Annotated in this window: 18 protein-coding genes; 10 read left to right on the top strand and 8 right to left on the bottom strand. The window is 66.9% G+C overall.

Translation table 11 applies throughout. The features are described 5' to 3' along the window. Positions 1–130 precede the first annotated feature (130 nt). The 3 genes from AC1Q7H_RS08780 to AC1Q7H_RS08770 all read right to left on the bottom strand — a co-directional run bounded on the left by AC1Q7H_RS08780 (position 131) and on the right by AC1Q7H_RS08770 (position 2,776). The gene (locus AC1Q7H_RS08780) at positions 131–1,099 is read right to left on the bottom strand and encodes a chemotaxis protein (protein ID WP_153954152.1); all 969 of its coding nucleotides are present in this window, start codon (positions 1,097–1,099) and stop codon (positions 131–133) included. Positions 1,100–1,327: 228 nt separating this feature from the next. After that, positions 1,328–1,588, bottom strand: a complete 261-nt coding sequence (locus tag AC1Q7H_RS08775; RefSeq protein WP_013953842.1) for a MoaD/ThiS family protein — start codon at positions 1,586–1,588, stop codon at positions 1,328–1,330. A 27-nt stretch (positions 1,589–1,615) separates the two neighbouring features. Beyond that, complete coding sequence (locus AC1Q7H_RS08770; RefSeq protein ID WP_249221138.1) at positions 1,616–2,776, bottom strand: beta propeller repeat protein; 1,161 nt, start codon at positions 2,774–2,776, stop codon at positions 1,616–1,618. A 222-nt stretch (positions 2,777–2,998) separates the two neighbouring features. Here AC1Q7H_RS08770 and AC1Q7H_RS08765 point away from each other — a divergent pair, with 222 nt between their 5' ends. Both AC1Q7H_RS08765 and AC1Q7H_RS08760 read left to right on the top strand, forming a co-directional pair. Continuing rightward, positions 2,999–3,184 carry a hypothetical protein gene (locus AC1Q7H_RS08765; RefSeq protein ID WP_013953844.1) on the top strand — a complete coding sequence of 62 codons (186 nt, stop codon included), beginning with the start codon at positions 2,999–3,001 and terminating at the stop codon, positions 3,182–3,184. Between the two features lie 167 nt (positions 3,185–3,351). Further along, positions 3,352–3,975 (top strand): hypothetical protein, encoded by a 624-nt coding sequence (locus tag AC1Q7H_RS08760; RefSeq protein ID WP_013953845.1) that lies wholly within the window; start codon positions 3,352–3,354, stop codon positions 3,973–3,975. Between the two features lie 14 nt (positions 3,976–3,989). On the opposite strand, the gene AC1Q7H_RS08755 is transcribed toward AC1Q7H_RS08760, so the two are convergent. Further along, on the bottom strand, positions 3,990–4,196 hold the full coding sequence (locus AC1Q7H_RS08755; RefSeq protein WP_013953846.1) for a hypothetical protein: 207 nt from the start codon (positions 4,194–4,196) through the stop codon (positions 3,990–3,992). Between the two features lie 467 nt (positions 4,197–4,663). Here AC1Q7H_RS08755 and AC1Q7H_RS08750 point away from each other — a divergent pair, with 467 nt between their 5' ends. Beyond that, positions 4,664–6,058, top strand: coding sequence for an NCS2 family permease (locus tag AC1Q7H_RS08750; protein WP_013953847.1), 1,395 nt, complete (start codon positions 4,664–4,666; stop codon positions 6,056–6,058). Between the two features lie 181 nt (positions 6,059–6,239). Here AC1Q7H_RS08750 and AC1Q7H_RS08745 read toward each other — a convergent pair whose 3' ends face one another. Beyond that, positions 6,240–6,650 carry a VOC family protein gene (locus AC1Q7H_RS08745; RefSeq protein WP_013953848.1) on the bottom strand — a complete coding sequence of 137 codons (411 nt, stop codon included), beginning with the start codon at positions 6,648–6,650 and terminating at the stop codon, positions 6,240–6,242. Positions 6,651–6,933: 283 nt separating this feature from the next. Here AC1Q7H_RS08745 and AC1Q7H_RS08740 point away from each other — a divergent pair, with 283 nt between their 5' ends. Further along, positions 6,934–7,242, top strand: coding sequence for an H-NS histone family protein (locus AC1Q7H_RS08740; RefSeq protein WP_010810880.1), 309 nt, complete (start codon positions 6,934–6,936; stop codon positions 7,240–7,242). 77 nt (positions 7,243–7,319) lie between these two features. Here AC1Q7H_RS08740 and AC1Q7H_RS08735 read toward each other — a convergent pair whose 3' ends face one another. Then, entirely contained in the window at positions 7,320–7,937 is a 618-nt protein-coding gene (locus AC1Q7H_RS08735) for a hypothetical protein (protein WP_228772409.1), read from the bottom strand. 445 nt (positions 7,938–8,382) lie between these two features. On the opposite strand from AC1Q7H_RS08735, the gene AC1Q7H_RS08730 reads away from it, so the two are divergent. Continuing rightward, positions 8,383–9,405 carry an AraC family transcriptional regulator gene (locus tag AC1Q7H_RS08730; protein WP_228772408.1) on the top strand — a complete coding sequence of 341 codons (1,023 nt, stop codon included), beginning with the start codon at positions 8,383–8,385 and terminating at the stop codon, positions 9,403–9,405. Positions 9,406–9,416: 11 nt separating this feature from the next. Here AC1Q7H_RS08730 and AC1Q7H_RS08725 read toward each other — a convergent pair whose 3' ends face one another. After that, entirely contained in the window at positions 9,417–9,581 is a 165-nt protein-coding gene (locus AC1Q7H_RS08725; RefSeq protein ID WP_420872283.1) for a hypothetical protein, read from the bottom strand. Positions 9,582–9,602: 21 nt separating this feature from the next. Then, the gene (locus tag AC1Q7H_RS08720; protein WP_153954150.1) at positions 9,603–10,829 is read right to left on the bottom strand and encodes an NnrS family protein; all 1,227 of its coding nucleotides are present in this window, start codon (positions 10,827–10,829) and stop codon (positions 9,603–9,605) included. 259 nt (positions 10,830–11,088) lie between these two features. Between AC1Q7H_RS08720 and AC1Q7H_RS08715 the strand changes: the two genes are divergently transcribed. From AC1Q7H_RS08715 to narJ, 5 genes are all read left to right on the top strand, one after another. Then, on the top strand, positions 11,089–12,369 hold the full coding sequence (locus AC1Q7H_RS08715; RefSeq protein WP_013953854.1) for an MFS transporter: 1,281 nt from the start codon (positions 11,089–11,091) through the stop codon (positions 12,367–12,369). A 36-nt stretch (positions 12,370–12,405) separates the two neighbouring features. Further along, complete coding sequence (locus AC1Q7H_RS08710; protein WP_013953855.1) at positions 12,406–13,791, top strand: NarK family nitrate/nitrite MFS transporter; 1,386 nt, start codon at positions 12,406–12,408, stop codon at positions 13,789–13,791. A 188-nt stretch (positions 13,792–13,979) separates the two neighbouring features. Next, on the top strand, positions 13,980–17,717 hold the full coding sequence (locus tag AC1Q7H_RS08705; protein WP_492377932.1) for a nitrate reductase subunit alpha: 3,738 nt from the start codon (positions 13,980–13,982) through the stop codon (positions 17,715–17,717). After that, positions 17,714–19,264, top strand: coding sequence for a nitrate reductase subunit beta (narH, locus tag AC1Q7H_RS08700; RefSeq protein WP_013953857.1), 1,551 nt, complete (start codon positions 17,714–17,716; stop codon positions 19,262–19,264). The genes AC1Q7H_RS08705 and narH overlap by 4 nt, the downstream gene beginning before the upstream one ends. Positions 19,265–19,293: 29 nt before the next feature. Continuing rightward, a complete protein-coding gene (narJ, locus tag AC1Q7H_RS08695) occupies positions 19,294–19,968 on the top strand; it encodes a nitrate reductase molybdenum cofactor assembly chaperone (protein WP_153954149.1) in 675 nt (224 codons plus the stop codon). Positions 19,969–19,974 lie beyond the last annotated feature (6 nt).

Below are 19,974 nucleotides of genomic sequence, written 5' to 3'. Positions count from 1 at the left end.
ACAACCGCAAAGGGCGCGCCGGCGCTGGAACTCACTGGAGTGCCCGTTTTATAGGCAACCCGCCGGGATACGGGAATGGTTGCGGGCGTCTGAATTTTGTGCCTGTTGCGATTCTTCCGCCATCAGGCGCTCAGCGCGTCAGCACGTCGCGGATGGTGTCAGCCAGTTCCTTGGCCACGAACTTCGCCACATAGGCGTCCGCGCCCACCTTGCGCACATGCTCCTCGCTGGCCTCTCCCGACAGTGACGAGTGAATCACCACCGGCAGCGACTTCAGCCGGCTATCCGCCTTGATCTTGCGGGTCAGGGTGAAACCGTCCATCTCCGGCATCTCCAGGTCGGTCAGCACCAGCGCCACCTCATCCTGCACTGACTTGCCATGGCTGGCCGCCTCGGCGGCGATGCGGTCAAGCAGCTCCCACGCCTCCTTGCCGGACTTGGTCATCACCACCGGCGCGCCCAGCGCCTTCAGCCCCTGCTCGATCAGGCCGCGCGCCAGCGCCGAATCGTCGGCGGCAATGACCTTGGCGCCCGGGCGCAGGCTCAGCTGCGGGCCGACCGTGCCCGGGTCCACGTCCGGCTGCCGCGTCGGCAGCACATCGCGCAGGATCTGCTCAACGTCCAGCACCTGCACCAGCCGCGACGGGTCCGTGCTCCCCGCGGTGTCCCCGTCCAGCTTGGCGATGCTGGTGACGTGACCGGTCCGCACGCTGGCCTCGGCCGAATGCACCTGGTTCCACTCCAGGCGCACGATTTCCTCCACTGCTTCCACCGCAAAGCCCTGTGTCGAACGTGCATATTCCGTCACCAGCAGGATGCCCAGGCCGCTGCGCGGCTTGCACCCGACCAGCCTGGGCAGGTCGATCACCGGAATCACCTGGCCGCGGATATCCGCCATGCCCAAGATCGACGGATCGGCCCCCACCACGGTCGTCACGTGCGGCATCACCAGGATCTCGCGCACCTTGAAGACATTGATCCCGAACAGCTCCGTCTGGCCGGAGTGCTCGGCATCGCCAAGCCGGAACAGCAGCAGCTCGAACTGGTTGTTGTTGGTGAGGTTGGTCCGTTCGTCGATGTCCCTCATGGAACTGCTCATGCGTTGCTCCCGTGCCGTGCGTGTGGTGTTTGCCGCCGTCGTTGTCGTCTGCCTGCGGCCGCGGCGGATGGCGGACGGCAGGGTTCATGACTGGATATCGGCGGCGGGCCGTTGGGAGTTGAGAGCGGCATGGCCTGTCCTCAGCGATGGGCATGAGGCGCATCGCTCGATGCCCGACGTGATGCGGCATCGTGATGCTGCGTGATGCCGCGTCGCCGGCGATCGGCTTTACCCGCCCGCCAGCGCCTGCAGGATATGCACCTCGTCGGTTTCCTTCAACGCCGCGTCCAGCCGCATCAGCTGCGTGCGATTGACGAAGACGCGGATATACGGCCGCAGCTTGCCCTGCTCATCGACGATGCGAAAGCGCATGCCGGGGAACTGGCGGTCGAGATCGTCGAGCAGTTCAGCAATGCTGGCGCCGCGGGCTTCGACGTATTCGCGCTGTCCGGTATAGGAGAAGAGCGGCGTCGCGATACGGACCTGCATGGAAGTTCTCCGGTCGGCTGATGGCATTCAGGCAGGGCGCGCCACGGTGACCGCGTAGACCTGCGGCAGGTTGCGGGCGATGCATTGCCAGCCCTCGCCCTCATCGGCACTGGCCCAGATCTCGCCACCGGTGGTGCCGAAGTACACGCCCACCGGCGCGTGGCCGTCGGTGGCCATGGCCTGGCGCTTGACGGTGAACCAGCCTTGTTCAGCGGGCAGTCCGCGGTCCTGGCGCTGCCAGGTCTCGCCAGCATCGCGGGTGACATAGGCCGCGGGGCGGCCGCCCGGGCTGACGCGCGGCCAGACGTCGCTGCCGTCCATCGGAAATACCCACACCGTGCGCGGATCACGGCGGTGGGCGACGATGGGGAAGCCGATATCGCCCACCTCCGCCGGCATGGCTTTGCCAATGCGTTTCCACACGCCTTCGCGGCGGTCCATGCGATAGATGCCGCAGTGGTTCTGCTGGTACAGGATGTCCGGATCGGCGGGATGCTGCAGCATGCAGTGCGGGTCCTGGCCGTATTCGGGGTTGGGATCGGGCAGGAAAGTGGCAAGGCTGCCGCGGTTCAGCGGCTTCCAGTCCGCGCCGCCGTCGGTGCTCTCGAACACACCGCCGCTGGACATGCCGATATACAGGTGGCGCGCGTCGCGCGGATCGACCAGCACGGAATGCATCTTGGGGCCGTCGGGCGTGCCGTCCTGCTCGCCGCCGGTCCAGGTGCGCCAGTTCGGGTGGTCGTTGAAGCCGGACACCGGCTCCCAGGTCGCGCCATGGTCGGCGCTGCGGAACAGCCCCTGCGGCGAGGTGCCGGCGTACCAGGTGCCGGGCTCGCTGGCATGGCCGGGCGTGAGCCAGAACACGTGGTCGACGACGCGGCCGGCCTCGCCCTCCGGCGCCTTGTTGAAGGCGGGTGGGCGCGCGGCTTCGGTCCAGTTGCGGCCGCCGTCGGTGGAGCGGAACACGGTCGGGCCCAGGTGGCCGGTGCGCGCCGCCATCAGCATGCGCGACAGGTCGCGCGGGTCCTGCACGATATGGTGGATGGTATGGCCGAGAAACATCGGGCCCTCGATCAGCCAGCTGCGGCGGGCGGCGTCGCTGGTCAGGAACCAGGCGCCCTTGGTGGTGGCCACCAGCAGCCAGACGGGGCCGCTATCGGTTTCGGGAATGGGGGAAGTCGTCATCATGGCTCCTGCAAGAAGGCCGGCGAACGATGCTTCCGAGTCTAGTACATGTAGACAGTGTTCACAATTGAAGGATGACCAAAGCTGTCGGCGGCAGGTCAGCGGCAGCCACAAAGACTGCGAAGTAGAACGGAGTTAAATGCGGAAGCTGGCGACTTAGCTGGACATTATGCACGAAGTGTGGCATAAGCAATGTTCCCCCGATGCTTTCGCGCCCCGACACCCATGCTTCGCACTGCCCGCTTCGCCACCCTGAACCGCCCGGCCCTGCCGGCGGCAGGCGTGCGCGCGGCGCAGCGCCCGGGTGTCGCCATCGACCTGGCCGACCGCTTCCACGCGTACGCCCAAGTCCGCCGCGCCGTGCTTTTCCTGGCCGTGCGGGCAGCTCGGGGCACCACCCTCCAGTCCTGAGCTTTCCCGCACGGCCCATGTCGCGGATGCCATCCGGCACCCGCTTGATCATGCAGCCAGGAGAAAGCCAGACATGTCCCCGCTCTACCGCCATACCTTCTGCGCCATGGTGGCGCTTGCCGCCCTCTACCTGATCCTCAATCCCTGAGCCCCGGCGGAGTCTTGCCATGGTGAATTTCCATGCCCTGCGCGTGCCGGCGCCGGCTTTGCCGCGCGCGCTCGAGCTGCGCATCGACGTTGAGCTGGCGCCGGGCGATATCGAACGCGAACTGGGTGCCCTGCACGACCGCATCGGCCAACCCGGCGACCGCCTGCATGCGATGCCGGCGCTGCCCGCGGGCGCGCCGGGCCTGCGTCTGCGCTATCGCGAGGCCGACGGCGAGTACTACGTGTATGTGGAAGATGTGATGCAGCGCCGGCTGGCCGGTTATACGGTCTTCAACCGGCTGATCGAGGTCGGCCGCCGCGCTGACCCATGGGTACGGGCGCCGCACACAAAGTTTGCGCCCGCTTACCAGCGCCGCGGCCTGGCCAGAGCGCTGTACTGCTGGGCGCTGGACGGCGGGCTGTGCCTGCTGAGCGGGGCGCGCCAGTCGGCCAGTGCCAACGCCCTATGGCAGGCGCTGGCCGCCGATCACCCGATGGGTTATGTGGACCTGCGCCACAAGACGCTGACCTGGCTGGGCCAGGCCGTCGATGCGCCCGTGCGTGAGGGCCTGCATACGCGCATGCTGCTGCTCGGGCGCGGCTGGACGCTGGACGCGTTCATGGCCCGCACTGGCATGTACTGAGGCAGCGCGCCCGCTTACAGCCAGCGGATCGGCGCGCCTTCGCGGGCATTGGCTGCGTACAGGGCCCAGCCCTGGGCAAAGTAAGCGCGCACCCGCGCGGCCAGCGATAGGCCACCGCCCACGCGGGCGTAGTAGGCAACATCGCGTGCCGGCTGGGCGGCGGGCTTCGATGCCTTGGCTTGGGCGGGCTGGCGATAGAGGGTGTCGGCGAGTACTTGCATGGCGAATATCCTTTCCGGTTGGGATGGAAGTTGGTGCGCCTCACGAAGCACATCCAGCCGTGATTCGGCCCGGATCGGGAGGCAGTTCAGGGTTATCCCTAGTATAGAGAAGTTGCGCCTGAATCATCCGGGTCTGTACCTATAGGCCGTATATGGAGTGCGTGATAATGGCCGCCTGCCGCAAGCGCCACCTGATGCGAATCCGCCAATCGAAGTAAATTAATCATCACATTCGATATTCCTCGATGCACATGCCGCGCATTGTCTGCCGGTGATGATGCATGGCGCGTGGTCACCTAGCCTTCAGCCTTGCCCGGATCGCGCCCGCAGAGGCACCGACAAGCGGCACACCGATAACAGCGGGTTGGCCAGGTTTGCGCCTCCAGCCCAGACCAGAACCACGTGAGACAAGCCTGACGACAGTCCGTACGACGGACGTTGCAGCGCCCGCAAGGAGACAGCTCATCATGATCGAACAGCCCTATCCGTCGCCCGCGACGGAAGCCGATGCCGCACGCCCCCAAGTCCCCGAAGTCCGGAGCCGGCTCGACGCGTTCTTCGAGATCACCGCGCGCGGCAGCACCCAGCGCAAGGAAGTGATTGCCGGGGTGACCACCTTTATGGCGATGGTGTACGCCGTCTTTGTCGTGCCCGGCATGCTGGGCAAGGCCGGCTTTGACACCAGCGCGGTCTTTGTCGCGGTGTGCCTGACCACCGCCTTCGGCTCCCTGCTGATGGGCCTGTGGGCCAAGCTGCCGATCGCCATCGGCTGCGCCATCTCGCTGACCGCATTCATGGCCTTCGGGCTGGTGCTGGGGCAGGGCCTGTCGCCGGCGGTCGCGCTCGGCGCCGTGTTCCTGATGGGCGTGATCTTCACCGCGATCTCCGTCACCGGCGTGCGCTCCTGGATCCTGCGCAACCTGCCCGCCGGCGTGGCGCACGGCACCGGCATCGGCATCGGCCTGTTCCTGCTGCTGATCGCCTCGAATGAAGTCGGCCTGGTGGTCAAGAACGCTCACCCCGGCCTGCCAGTGTCGCTGGGCAAGATCACCTCGTTCCCGGTGGTGATGTCGGTGCTGGGCCTGGCCGCGATCTTCGGCCTGGAGCGCCGCAAGGTGCCGGGCGGCATCCTGCTGGTGATCATCGCGATCTCCGCCCTGGGCCTGGCCTTCGACCCGGCGGTGAAGTTCACCGGCGTGTTCGCGCTGCCGTCGCTGAGCGCGCCCGGCCATGAATCGCTGATCGGCGCCATGGACATGCGCGGCGCGCTGACGGCCGCGGTGCTGCCGAGCGTGCTGGCACTGGTGATGACCGCGGTGTTCGACGCCACCGGCACGATCCGCGCTGTCGCCGGACAAGCCGGCCAGCTCAACGCAGCCGGCCATATGCATAACGGCGGGCGCGCGCTGACCGCGGATTCGGTCAGCTCGATCTTCTCGGCGATGTTCGGCGGTGCTCCGGCCGCGGCCTATATCGAGTCGACCGTCGGCGTGGCCGCCGGCGCCAAGACCGGCCTGACCGCGGTGGTGGTGGGACTGCTGTTCGTGGCGGTGATGTTCTTCTCGCCGCTGGCCGGGCTGGTGCCGTCGTACGCCACCGCGCCCGCGCTGATGTACGTGGGCCTGCTGATGCTGTCGAGCGTGAGCCGCCTGCACATGGACGACATGGTCGACGCGATGGCAGGCCTGGTCTGCGCCGTGTTCATCGTGCTGACCTGCAATATCGTGACCGGCATCATGCTGGGCTTCTGCACCCTGGTGGTGGGCCGCGTGGTGGCTGGCGAATGGCGCAAGCTCAATGTCGGCACGGTGGCCATCGCGGTCATGCTGGCTGCGTTCTATGCCGGGGGCTGGGCCATCTGACCCTGCCGAAACCTACTGCCGCGTCCCGGGCGCCACGCCCGGGACGCTGACAACCAGATGTCTCCTCCACCGTGATCCAGGTGGATTTCAAGCCCGGGCTTCCTGCTTTCCCGGGCTGTTTTTTTTGGTGGCTTGCCTGAAAGCTCCCGCGGATGGTGAATGGGGTTTCGCTAAATCGCCTTCATTGCCCGGCCTGCATTGCGGCCATATCCATGTACACCAGTTCCCAGACATGGCCATCCGGATCCTGGAATCCATGCCCGTACATGAATCCCAAATCCATCGGCGGCTTGTAAGTATTGCCACCCGCCGCGACCGCGGCATTGACCATTTCATCCACGCGGGCACGGGTTTCCATCGACAGGCAAACCAGCACCTCCGTCGATTTCCGTGCATCGCAGATTTCATTGGGCGAGAAGCTGCGGAACTTGGCTTCCGTCAGCAGCATCACGAAAATGTTGTCACCGACGATCATGCAGGTGGCAGTGTCGTCGGTAAATTGCGGATTGAAGGAAAAACCCAACTGCGTAAAGAAAGCGATCGACTTTTGCAGGTCGCGGACGGGCAAATTGACAAAGATCTGCTGGCTCATCAGGGGCTCCGGTAGTCGTGTCAGGGGGGCTGCGCCGGGCGCAGACAAGCAGTCTAGGCGCTAAAGTCTCGGCTCGTGCGTATTTTCATTGTCCTTAAATGCAGGCAAAACGGCCGATGAACCGCCCAATACCGGCTGCATCATGGGCTGTGCAACCGTCAATTCAGGCCGGCAAACAATCAGTCCGTGCATTCTCCGTTATTTTTTGTAAAATTTTTTTAGGTGAACCGACACCACAACTTCTAGTACCATGCAGCGGCCTATTTGCAGAAAGGGGATATAAATGGCGACATACAAGCAACTCCTGGCTGAGAAGGAAGCGCTGGAAGCCAAGCTGAATGAAGTGCGTGCGACGGAAGTCGCCGGCGTAATCGACAAAATCCGGGACCTGATGACTGAATACGGCCTGACCGCCGAAGACATCCTGCCCCGCCGCAAGCGTGGCCGCCCGGCTGGTTCGAGCGCCAAGAAGCCTGCATCCGCTTTGCCGCCGAAGTACATGGACCCCAAGACCGGCAAGACCTGGTCGGGCCGCGGCCGTGCGCCGGCATGGCTGGGCAAGCGCCCGGAGCGTTTCCTGATCGAGCAGTAAGCCGCCTGCGCGGCCAGCGGGCGCCTGCCTCAAACGCCCGCTTCAATCGATGGTGCCATCGGTCTGCCGGGCGCGCGCTACTGCGCCTGGCAGACATAGTCCTTGCGCAGCGCCCTGAAGCCCTGCTGGGTCGGCTCCGCCGTCAGGCGCGCACCGCCGTCGGGCAGCGGCTGCATGCGCAATACCTGCGCCGAGCACTGGCTCGCGGTTTCGTCCCGCTGGTAGCGGATCTCATACTGGCCGCCGGCAGCCGGCACGAATGACACGCCCGCCGCGCAACGCAGCTCAGGCAGCGGCGGCACCGCGGCCGACGTCACCGCCACGTAGATACGCCGGCCCGCCTCCACAAGCCGTTCGCGGGTGCGCGCCGGCGGCTCGGGCGAGCGCCCGGCCATGTCCAGGCTCCGGTCCCGCCCCATCGCAGACAACTGCCTGCCGGTTCCCGCCAGCACCAGCGGCCGCGCGGGCACCGGGCATTTGGCCGGATCGACCACGGTGAACGAAGTGTTGTCGTCGGTGCTGGTCAGCAGCCGCACGCTGGCGGCCGGGGCGCCAGCGGGCACCCGGTATTGCGCCACGCAGCCGGACAGCGCCAGCGCGGCGGCAAGCATCGGCAACAAGGCAAGGCGAGGCAGGACTGCGGACGACCGGTCATGGCGCATGGCGGCGGGCAGGTAGAGTCGAAATTGGCCCAACAGCGGGCGTTGGCGGCACGATGGCGGCAAATCTTGTAGGGATGCCACACGATGACAGCGCGGGCAGGCCCGGCCGCGCAGATGCCGCGCGCTCAAACTACCCAGCATACCCCGTATCCGATGCCTTGCGGCAGCCGCACAAACCCATGTTGAAAACCTCCATGTGATATCCACAGAATCTGTGGATATCCTCCCCCTACCCTCCCCGAAAGCCCCGGTCTGTGCGGGAACCCACCGGAGCGCCCAAATTTTAGGCAACGGGTTGCAGGCGCCCCGGAACCCGGCAACGGTACGGCACCGCCCGCCGCCACCACGCCGTTGCGCTGCCCAGGCCACACTTCGTCCCCCCGCATGCCCTTGAAGGGGTCACCGGCACCGCGTAATCTCGTTGTTACCGGGGGCTGCTCTGGCGCACTTGCGCCAACTTGCCAGCCAGATAATGACAATGACACAACAAGAGCCTATCCAGGCCGGGCCGTTGCCTCGTGACCTGCTGCACGCACTGCGTGATGGCGGCTACGACGTATCGGGACTCGCGCCTGCCCCGGAATCCGACTCCGACTCCGACCCCAGCGACCTCACGCCTGCCGTGCCGGCGCCAGGCCCGCAACAGGCCTGCCACGTGCTCTGCGCGGTCTACCGCGCCACCGGCGATCCAACCATCGGCCTATGGCTGGGCAGCCGGATGCAGACCGACCTGCTCGGGCTGGCGGGCCTGCCGGCCATGGCCGGGCCGTCGCTGGGCACCGCGCTGCGGCGCATCGCGCGCTACCAGAAGCTGCTCGCCGGCGACCGCATCGAACTGCGCCGCCAGGGCGACGAAGCCTGGGTCTGCATCCGCCCGAGCGACCCCGAGGCGCCCGACACCCGCCCGCGCATCGACATGGAGCTGTGCTCGCTGCTGGCCTTCGGGCGCCAGTTCACGCGCAAGCCGCTGCATCCGCTGCGGGTGTCGCTGCGCATCGGCCAGCCCGACTGGCACCTGCGCTATACCGAGGCATTCGACTGCCCGGTGCGCTTTGGCGAGCCGGAAGACGCCATCGTGTTCGGCCGCCGCGACCTGGCCTTGCGCCTGGCTGCCCGCGTGCGCAGCGGACCGGCCGGCCCGGGCCACGCCATGCGCGAAGCGCGGCCGGCGTCCGCTTCGCTGGACGATGTGCGCGCGGCCCTGCAGGCGCTGGCCGGCGAGCGCGCCCTCAGCCTGGCCGCGGTGGCACGCCACCTGGACATCAGCGAGCGCACGCTGCAGCGCCGGCTGATGGCAGCGGGCACGAGTTTTCGCACGCTGTGCGAGGAGGCGCGCCGCGACCTGGCTGGCGGCTACCTGGCCGGGGGCACGATGTCGCTGGGAGAAATCGCGTTCCGGCTCGGCTTTGACGATGCCAACTCGTTCTTCCGCGCCTTCCGCCGCTGGACCGGCATGACGCCGGGCGACTACCGACGCGCGGCGGTGCATCCGCCCGCCTAGCGCAGGCCGACTCACCCGCCGTCGGGTTGCTCCCACGGCGGGTTGTCGCCGAAGCGCCCGGCCAGGAAATCCACAAAGGCGCGCAGGTCGGCGCTGATATCCCAGGTGGAATGCAGGGCGATGCCAAAGACCGCCAGCGCCGCATCGGACAACAGTTCGCCGTGTCCGTGGCGCAAGCCTGCCCCTGATCCCGCGCTTCAGCCCGGCTTGCCGTCCACCCGCGGGCGCGCAAGCCGCGATGCATAGGTCAGCGCGTAGAGAGCAAACCCCGCTACCCAGCACGCGCCCGCCCCCCAGATCCAATGCAAATACCCGGCCGGCCATAGCATTGGCCCGAACACGCGCAACACCGCTGCCGCAGCCACCAGCCAGTACGCCGCGGTTTCCGCGCGGCCGGCCACCAGCATGCGGCCGGTGTGGCCCAGTGCGGTACGCGTGATCATGGCGATGATCGCCACGCCGAGCACGCCCACCGTGAATGCATGCGTCGCCAGCCCCGCCATCACCAGCCCCAGCGCACCCAGCGCCTGCAGCAGCAGCGCCACCGGCAGCCACGCGTAGGCCAGGTGCAGCACCCACAGGATCGGCCGGTTGCCCACCGCATGGCTGCGCCAGCCAGCCACGCGCACGGCCAGCACCGCCGCGGCCAGCAATGACAGTGCCGCCGCCAGCCAGCCCGGCAAGGGCAGCAGCCCTGCGGCCAGTCCCAGCACCGCGGCCGGCACCACCATGCGGTCCACCTGCCGGTATTGGCGCAGGCGGAACCCCGGGATCGCGTTGGTCGTGAACATCGGGATGACGCGCCCGCCGATCACCACCACGAACAGCGTGACCAGCGCCACGCCGGCGCGGCAGGCCAGCATCGCACCGGCGTCATGGCCGCGCGCCTGCAGCCACAGGCTGGCGATATCGGCCGTGGCCAGCAGCCACAGCGCCAGGGCCAGCGGATAGTTGCGGCGGTTGCCGGCGCGGGCCAGCGTGCGCGTGAAGGCCAGCGCCGCCAGCGGCAGGAACGCGCCCTCGATCACGAAGGCCGCCGTGCCCGGCGCCACCCACATGCCCACGCGCCCGGCCAGCCACAGCAGGAAGAGCGCGGCCAGCGCGGCGCCGGTGGGCGTCGGCTGACCGGTCCAGGCACGCCCCGCGGTGAACAGGAAGCCCACCACGATGGCCGCGGCAAAGCCGAACACCATCTCGTGCGCATGCCAGAACATCGCCGGCATCACCGGCGCCGGGCCGGCTGCGGCGACGCCCGCCAGCATCGCCGACCACGCCGCGATGGCCAGCGCGGCGAACACCGCCCCGCCCAGGTAGAACGGCCGGAAACCCAGCGCAAACAAGGCAAAGCCGCGCGGCGGCGGCCCGGCGGGTGCCTTGCCGGGGGGCGGCGAGCGTCGCGCGGGGAGGATAGGGATGGTGTCCATGGCTGGCTACGGGAATCAGGTGATGCGGCGCGCGCCGGCTTCTTGATCCGGCGCACGGCTTGCCGCAGGTGCGCAAACGGATGCCATTCACGCTGACTGCACGATAGCACCGCCGCCGCGCCGAAGACCTCCGCCGGTAGAACTACCTCCAAAGGCAGGCTGCGCACCCGTGTGCGCTGTGCTGCCGGCGAATAGGCAGCACCAGTGGCCGCCCCTACTCTGGCATCACCCCCGCCAAAGTTGACACAGGAGCATGGCCATGGCCACCCAACCACGCGCGCCCGAGCCCGTACCGCCCGGTGCCGCAATCACGCTGGCGTCGAGCACTTTCGCCTTCACCATCTGCTTTGCCGTCTGGATGCTGTTCGCCGTCCTCGGCATTCCGCTCAAGCAGGAACTCGGCCTCAACGACACCGAATTCGGGCTGCTGGCGGCAACCCCCGTGCTGAGCGGCTCGCTGATCCGCGTGCCGCTGGGCATCTGGACCGACCGCTACGGCGGCCGTATCGTCTTCTTCGTGCTGATGCTGGCCACGGTGATCCCGATCTGGCTGATCTCGTATGCGCACACGCTGTGGCAGCTGCTGGTGCTGGGCCTGTTCGTCGGCCTGGCGGGCGGCTCGTTCTCGGTCGGCACGCCGTATGTGGCGCGCTGGTTTCCGCGCTCGCGCCAGGGGCTGGCGATGGGTATCTTCGGCGCCGGCAACTCGGGCGCGGCGCTGACCAAGTTCGTCGCGCCGGCGATGATCCTGGCCGCCGGCACCTGGACCGTGGTGCCGCGCGTGTATTCGGTGGCGATGCTGGTCACCGCGCTGCTGTTCTGGGTGTGCTCGCGCAGCAACCCGGCGCACCTGGTCAAGTCCAGCGTCGGCTGGCGCGAGCAGCTCGCCGTGATGCGCGACCCGCGCGTGTGGCGCTACTCGCAGTACTACTCGGTGGTGTTCGGCGGCTATGTCGGCCTGTCGCTGTGGATGACCAAGTACTACATCGGCGAATACGGCTTCGACATCAAGACCGCGGCCATCCTCGCTGCCTGCTTCTCGCTGCCCGGCGGCGTGCTGCGCGCCATCGGCGGCTGGATCTCCGACCGCTACGGCGCGCACCGCACCACCTGGTGGGTAATGTGGGTGAGCTGGGTCGGCTTCTTCCTGCTGAGCTATCCGCAGACGGATTTCATCATCCAGACCATCAGTGGCCCGCAGGCCTTCCGCATCGCGCTGACGCCCACCGTCTTCACCTTCCTGCTGTTCGTGGTCGGCATCGCCTTTGCCATCGGCAAGGCCTCGGTCTTCAAGTTCATCTCCAACGACTTCACGCACAACATCGGCGCGGTCTCGGGCGTGGTGGGCCTGGCCGGCGGGCTGGGCGGCTTCGTGCTGCCGATCCTGTTCGGCATGCTGGCCGACCTGACCGGCGTGCGCAGCAGCTGCTTCATGCTGATGTACGGCACCGTGTGCGTGAGCCTGGTGTGGATGCACTACAGCCAGCGCGGCGAGCGCCGGCACAAAGAACAGGCCGTCGGCCTCACCCAGGCCGCCTGACGGCCCCCGTCACGCAAACAACCAAGGCACACTGTCATGTCATCTTCCGTACTCACCCGCTGGGAGCCCGAGAACAAGGCCTTCTGGCAAACCCAGGGCGAACGCATCGCCTACCGCAACCTGTGGATCTCAATCCCGGCGCTGATGCTGGCCTTCGTGGTCTGGATGCTGTGGAGCGTGGTCGCGGTCAACCTCGACCGCGCCGGCTTCCAGTTCACCAAGAACCAGCTGTTCTGGCTGACCGCGCTGCCGGCGCTGTCCGGCGCCACGCTGCGCATCTTCTACTCGTTCCTGGTGCCGGTGTTCGGCGGGCGCCGCTTCACCGCGATCTCCACCGCGCTGCTGCTGATCCCGGCGCTGGGCATGGGCTTCGCGCTGCGCGACCCGTCCACCGGCTACCCGACGCTGCTGGTGCTGGCGCTGCTGTGCGGGCTGGGCGGGGCCAACTTCAGCTCGTCGATGGCCAATATCAGCTTCTTCTTCCCCAAGGCGAAGAAGGGGCTTGCCACCGGGCTGAATGCGGGTATCGGCAACCTGGGGGTGTCGGTGGTGCAGTTCGTCACGCCGCTGGTGGTGTCGGTGGCCATCTTCGGCGCGCTTGGCGGCGAGCCGCAGCAGTACCAGGCCAATGGCGTCACGCGCGACCTGTGGCTGCAGAACGCCGGCTTCATCTGGGTGCCGTTCATCATCGTCTCGGCGCTGGCGGCGTGGTTCGGCATGCATGACATCGCGGACGCCAAGGCCTCGTTTGCCGAGCAGGCCGTGATCTTCAAGCGCAAGCACAACTGGCTGATGTGCTGGCTGTACGTGGGCACCTTCGGCTCGTTCATCGGCTTCTCGGCGGGGCTGGCGCTGCTGACCAAGTCGCAGTTCCCCGGAGTGAACCCGACCGCCTATGCCTTCCTGGGGCCACTGGTGGGCGCGCTGACGCGGCCGGTGGGCGGCTGGATCTCCGACAAGCTCGGCGGTGCGCGCGTCACGCTGTGGACCTTCGTCGGCATGATCGCGGCAGTATTCGCGGTACTGGCGACGCTGCCGCATGACGGCGCCGGCGGCAACTTCACCTTCTTCCTGGCCGCCTTCATCGCGTTGTTCGCGCTAACCGGCATCGGCAATGGCTCGACCTTCCGCATGATCCCCGTGATCTTCCTGACGGAGCGCCAGCGCGCTGCCGCAGGCAAGGGCGATGCCGCGCAGCGGCAAGCGCTGCAGGAGGCCGGCAAGGAATCCGCGGCGGTACTGGGCTTCTCAGGCGCGATCGGCGCGTACGGCGGCTTCTTTATCCCCAAGAGCTTCGGCACCTCGCTGGAGCTAACCGGCGCACCGGATGCCGCGCTGTACTGCTTTATCGCCTTCTACGTCAGCTGCGTGCTGGTGACGTGGTGGCACTACGCGCGCCGCAACGCCCCCATGCCCTGCTGACCGTCTCGCCGGCCGGACTAGTTCTGTCGAACTAGTCCCGCGCGCGGCACCTAGCCCGATCGCCATGCGGCGGCTGTTCCACCAGCGAATTGGCTGCCGCCCGCCTCCCCCATAAGCTGAGGGTGTCCCTGCAAAGCGCCTGAAACCACCGGAGCGCCCGCAGCAAAGCACTCGCGGAGAACAAAGCAATGAGTCATTTCCTGGATCGACTGAAGTTCATGTCGCGCGTCAAGTCCACCTATGCGGACGGCCACGGCGCGGTGGTGAACGAGGACCGCAAGTGGGAAGACGGCTACCGCAGCCGCTGGCAGCACGACAAGATCGTGCGCTCGACCCACGGCGTGAACTGCACCGGCTCCTGCTCGTGGAAGGTCTACGTGAAGAACGGCCTGATCACGTGGGAGACCCAGCAGACCGACTATCCGCGCACGCGCCCGGACCTGCCCAACCATGAGCCGCGCGGCTGCCCGCGCGGCGCCTCGTACAGCTGGTACGTCTACTCCGCGCAGCGCGTCAAGTACCCAATGATCCGCGGCCGCCTGATGGAGATGTGGCGCGAGGCCCGCAAGACCATGGACCCCGTCGCCGCGTGGGAATCGATCAGCCAGGACCCGGTCAAGGCCGCCCGCTACAAAAGCGTGCGCGGACTGGGCGGCTTCGTGCGTGCGGACTGGAACACGGCGACCGAGATGATCGCGGCGGCCAATGCCTTCACCGTGAAGAAGTTCGGCCCGGACCGCGTGATCGGCTTCTCGCCGATTCCCGCCATGTCGATGGTGTCCTATGCCGCCGGCGCACGCTATCTGAGCCTGCTGGGCGGCGCCTGCCTGTCCTTCTATGACTGGTACTGCGACCTGCCGCCGGCCAGCCCCCAGGTCTGGGGCGAACAGACCGACGTGCCGGAATCGGCCGACTGGTACAACTCCACCTACCTGATGGTGTGGGGCTCCAACGTGCCGCAGACGCGCACCCCGGACGCACACTTCTACACCGAAGTCCGCTACAAGGGCACCAAGACCGTGGCGGTCTCTTCCGACTTCGGCGAGATGGTCAAGTTCGGCGACATCTGGCTCGCGCCGAAGCAAGGCACCGACGCCGCGCTGGCGATGGCCATGGGCCACGTGGTGCTGAAGGAATTCCACGCCAGCGGCAAGTCCGCGTACTTCCGCGATTACGTGAAGCAGTACACCGACATGCCGATGCTGGTGCTGCTGCGTGAGAACCAGGGCACGCTGGTGCCGGATCACTTCCTGCGCGCCTCGCACCTGGCCAATAACCTCGGCGAAGCCAACCATCCCGAGTGGAAGACCCTGCAGATTGACGACGCCACCGGCGAGATCGTCGCGCCCAACGGCTCGATCGGCTTCCGCTGGGGTGAAGCCGCGCACAACGGCGGTGAGAAGGTGGGCCGCTGGAACCTGGAGATGAAGGATGGCGGCAGCGGCCGCACGATCGATCCGCGCCTGTCGCTGGTCAGCCAGCAGGATGAAGTGGTCGAAGTCGGCTTCCCCTACTTCGGCGGCGAACACGACGAGCTGCTGCGCCGCCGCGTGCCGGCCCGCCGGCTGACGCTGGCTGGCGGCAGTACCGCGCTGGTGGCCACCGTATACGACCTGCAGATGGCCAACTACGGCGTGGATCAGGGACTCGGCGGCCCGAACGTTGCCGCTTCCTATGACGATGACGTGCCCTACACCCCTGCCTGGCAGGAAAAGCACACCACCGTCCCGGCCCGCCTGGTAACGCAGGTAGCGCGCGAGTTCGCCGACAACGCCGACCGCACGCAAGGCAAGAGCATGGTGATCGTTGGTGCCGCGCTCAACCACTGGTACCACAACGACATGATCTACCGCGGCATCATCAACCTGCTGATGATGTGCGGCTGCATCGGCAAGAGCGGCGGCGGCTGGGCCCACTACGTCGGGCAGGAAAAGCTGCGCCCGCAGTTTGGCTGGGCCCCGCTGGCCTTCGGCCTCGACTGGTCGCGCCCGCCGCGCCAGATGAACGGCACTTCGTTCTTCTACAACCACACCAGCCAGTGGCGCCACGAGAAGCTGGGCGTCGACGAGATCCTGTCGCCGACCGCCGACCGCAAGCGCTACGACGGCCTCTCGCTGCTGGACCTGAACGCCCGCTCCGAACGCATGGGCTGGCTGCCGTCGGCACCGCAGCTCGGCAGCAATCCGCTCGACGTGGTCGATGCGGCGGAGCGCGCCGGCCAGGACCCGGTGGCCTACACCGTCGAACAGCTCAAGTCCGGCCAGCTGCAGTTCGCCTGCGACGACCCCGACAACCCGGCCAACTTCCCGCGCAATATGTTCGTGTGGCGCTCGAACATCCTGGGCAGCTCGGGCAAGGGCCATGAGTACTTCCTGAAGTATCTGCTCGGCACGCAGAACGCCGTATTCGGCGACGAGAACGATGCGATCACGCCGAGCGAGGTCAACGTACGCCCGGCCGCCGAAGGCAAGCTGGACCTGCTGACCGTGCTGGACTTCCGCATGAGCACCACCTGCCTGTATGGCGACATCGTGCTGCCGACGGCGACCTGGTACGAGAAGGACGACCTCAACACGTCCGACATGCACCCGTTCATCCACCCGCTGTCCGAAGCCGTGCAGCCGCTTTGGGAAAGCAAGACCGACTGGGAGATCTACAAGGCCATCGCGAAGAAGTTCAGCGAGATCGCCGGGCCCTACCTCGGCACGCGCAAGGACCTGGTGTGCACGCCGCTGCTGCACGACACCCCGGGCGAACTGGGCCAGCCGTTCGAGCCCAAGGACTGGAAGGCCGGCGAATGCGACCTGATCCCCGGCAAGACCGCGCCGTCGATGACCGTGGTGGAACGCAACTATGCGGACATCTACAAGAAGTTCACCTCGATCGGGCCGCTGCTGGACAAGCTCGGCAATGGCGGCAAGGGCATCAACTGGAACACCCAGCATGAAGTGAAGGAGATCGGCCAGCTCAGCCACACCGTGAAGGAACCAGGCGTCAGCCAGGGCCGCCCGCGGCTGGAAAGCGCGATCGACGCCGCCGAGATGATCCTGACCTTCGCGCCCGAGACCAACGGCCATGTCGCCGTCAAGGCGTGGGAAGCGCTGTCGAAGATCACCGGACGCGACCACACCCACCTGGCCGAAGGCCGCGAGCACGACAAAATCCGCTTCCGCGACGTGCAGGCGCAGCCGCGCAAGATCATCTCCGCGCCGACCTGGTCGGGCCTGGAATCGGAAGAGGTCAGCTACAACGCCGGCTACACCAACGTGCATGAGCTGATCCCCTGGCGCACGCTGACCGGCCGCCAGCAGTTCTGGCAGGACCACCGCTGGATGCTGGACTTCGGCGAAGGCGCGTGCGTGTACAAGCCGGCCATCGACACCAAGACCGTGGCGCCGATGCTGGGCAAGAAGCCCAACGGCAATCCGGAGCTGGTGCTGAACTGGATCACGCCGCACCAGAAGTGGGGCATCCACTCCACCTACTCGGACAACCTGCGCATGCTGACGCTGTCGCGCGGCGGCCCGCACGTGTGGATCTCGGAGACGGAGGCCAAGGCCAACGGCATCCGCGACAACGACTGGGTCGAAGTGTTCAACGTCAACGGCACGCTGACCGCCCGCGTGGTGGTGTCGCAGCGCGTGCCCAAGGGCATGTGCCTGATGTACCACGCCCAGGAAAAGATCGTGAACGTGCCCGGCGCCGAAACCAGTGGCATGCGCGGCGGCATCCATAATTCGGTCACGCGCGCCGTGACCAAGCCCACCCACATGATCGGCGGCTACGCGCAGCTGGCCTACGGCTTCAACTACTACGGCACCGTGGGCAGCAACCGCGACGAGTTCGTGATCCTGCGCAAGATGAAGAAGGTCGACTGGCTGGAAGGGCCGCTCGTGGAAAAGACTAAGGAAGGAGCCTCGCAATGAAGATCCGTGCCCAGGTGGCCATGGTGCTGAACCTCGACAAGTGCATCGGCTGCCATACCTGCTCCGTGACCTGCAAGAACGTCTGGACCAGTCGCGACGGCGTCGAGTACGCCTGGTTCAACAACGTCGAGACCAAGCCCGGTATTGGCTACCCCAAGGAATGGGAGAACCAGGACAAGTGGCAGGGCGGCTGGAAGCGCAACGCCGACGGCACGCTGGAGCCGCGCCAGGGCGGCAAGCTGAAGATCCTGGCGAACCTGTTCGCCAACCCCAACCTGCCGCAGATCGACGAGTACTACGAGCCCTTCACCTACGACTACGAGCACCTGCAGAAGGCGCCGCTGGTGCAGACCCCGCCCACCGCTCGCCCGGTGTCGGTGCTGACCGGCCGCAAGATGGAAAAGATCGAGTGGGGCCCGAACTGGGAAGACGACCTCGGCGGCGAATTCAGCTCGCGCGGGCGCGACAAGCTCTTCGACGACGTGCAGAAGGAGATGTACTCGACCTTCGAGAACACCTTCATGATGTACCTGCCGCGCCTGTGCGAGCACTGCCTGAACCCGGCCTGCGTGGCCTCGTGCCCCTCGGGCTCGATCTACAAGCGCGAGGACGACGGCATCGTGCTGGTCGACCAGGACAAGTGCCGCGGCTGGCGCATGTGCATCTCGGGCTGCCCGTACAAGAAGATCTACTTCAACTGGCAGAGCGGCAAGGCCGAGAAATGCCTATTCTGCTATCCACGCATCGAGGCCGGCCAGCCCACGGTCTGCTCCGAGACCTGCGTCGGCCGCATCCGCTACCTCGGCGTGATGCTGTACGACGCCGACCGCATCGAGCAGGCGGCATCGGTGGCCGATGAGCGCGACCTGTACCAGTCGCAGCTCGACGTCTTCCTCGATCCGCACGACCCGGCGGTGCAGGCCGAGGCGCTGCGCCAGGGCATTCCGCAAAGCTGGCTGGATGCCGCGCGCAAGTCTCCGGTCTACAAGATGGCGTGCGAGTGGAAGGTTGCCTTTCCGCTGCACCCGGAGTACCGCACCCTGCCGATGGTCTGGTACATCCCGCCGCTGTCGCCGATCCAGTCGGCGGCCGAGGCCGGCCACATGGGCCTGAACGGCGTGATCCCGGACGTAAAGAGCCTGCGCATCCCGGTCAAGTACCTGGCCAACCTGCTGACCGCGGGTGATGTGATGCCGGTGCTGTCCGCGCTGGACCGCATGCTGGCGATGCGCGCCTACAAGCGCTCGCAGGTGGTGGACGGTGTGCAGGACCTGGGTGTGCTGGAGCAGGTGGGCCTGACGCCCGCCCAAGTCGAGGACATGTACCAGACCATGGCCATCGCCAACTACGAGGACCGCTTCGTGATTCCGTCCTCGCACAAGGAGATGGTCGAGGACAGCTTCAATGACAAGGCCAGCTGCGGCTTCACCTTTGGCAACGGCTGCTCGGGCGGTACTTCGGACGGCTCGCTGTTCGGCAAGAAGCCGCAGGGCAGCGTCCACTTTGTCGACATGCCCAAGTCGCGCAAGAACGCCGTGATGAGCTGATGCGTCCCACGAACCGCACGGAGAACAACATGCCCCTCTATCCCATCCTCAGCGCCCTGCTCGGCTATCCCGAGCAGGATCTGCTGGACGCCCTGCCCGAGATCGATGCCGCGCTGGCCGAATGGCCGCAGGCGCGCGAGCTGCTGGCCCCCGTGACCGGCCTGCTGCGCAGCGAGTCGCTGATCGCGCTGCAGGAGAACTACGTCGCCACCTTCGACCGCAACCCGGCGCACTCGCTGCACCTGTTCGAGCACGTGCACGGCGAGAGCCGCGACCGCGGCCAGGCCATGGTCGACCTGATCGACGAGTACCGGCGCGACGGCTTTGAACCCGCGGCGTCCGAGCTGCCCGACTACGTGCCGCTGTTCCTGGAGTTCCTCGGCGCACTGGTGGCCGACGGCAAGGAAGCACGCGCCGAGCAGTTGCTGGGCGAGGCCATCCACGTGCTGGCCGCGATCGGCGAGCGCCTGACGCGCAACCAGAGCCCTTACGCCAGCGTGTTCGCGGTGCTGCGCACGCTGACCGACGTGCAGCCGCAACCGCAGCAGGAACCGCCGGTGCGCGACATGGACGAGGCGCTGGAGACCTTCGGGCCGGGAGCCGACGGCGTGGAACCGTTGCTGGCGCCGCAGACGGGTCCGCAAGCGGTGAAATTCTATCCGCGCGATCCGCGTGTCAGGGCGCCAGTGCCGGCTGCCTGCTGACCGGGC

The organism is Cupriavidus sp. GW823-FHT06D04 (assembly GCF_058795055.1).
The sequence above is the reverse complement of the archived record's forward strand: the minus strand, read 5'-3'. Positions and strand labels throughout refer to the sequence as shown.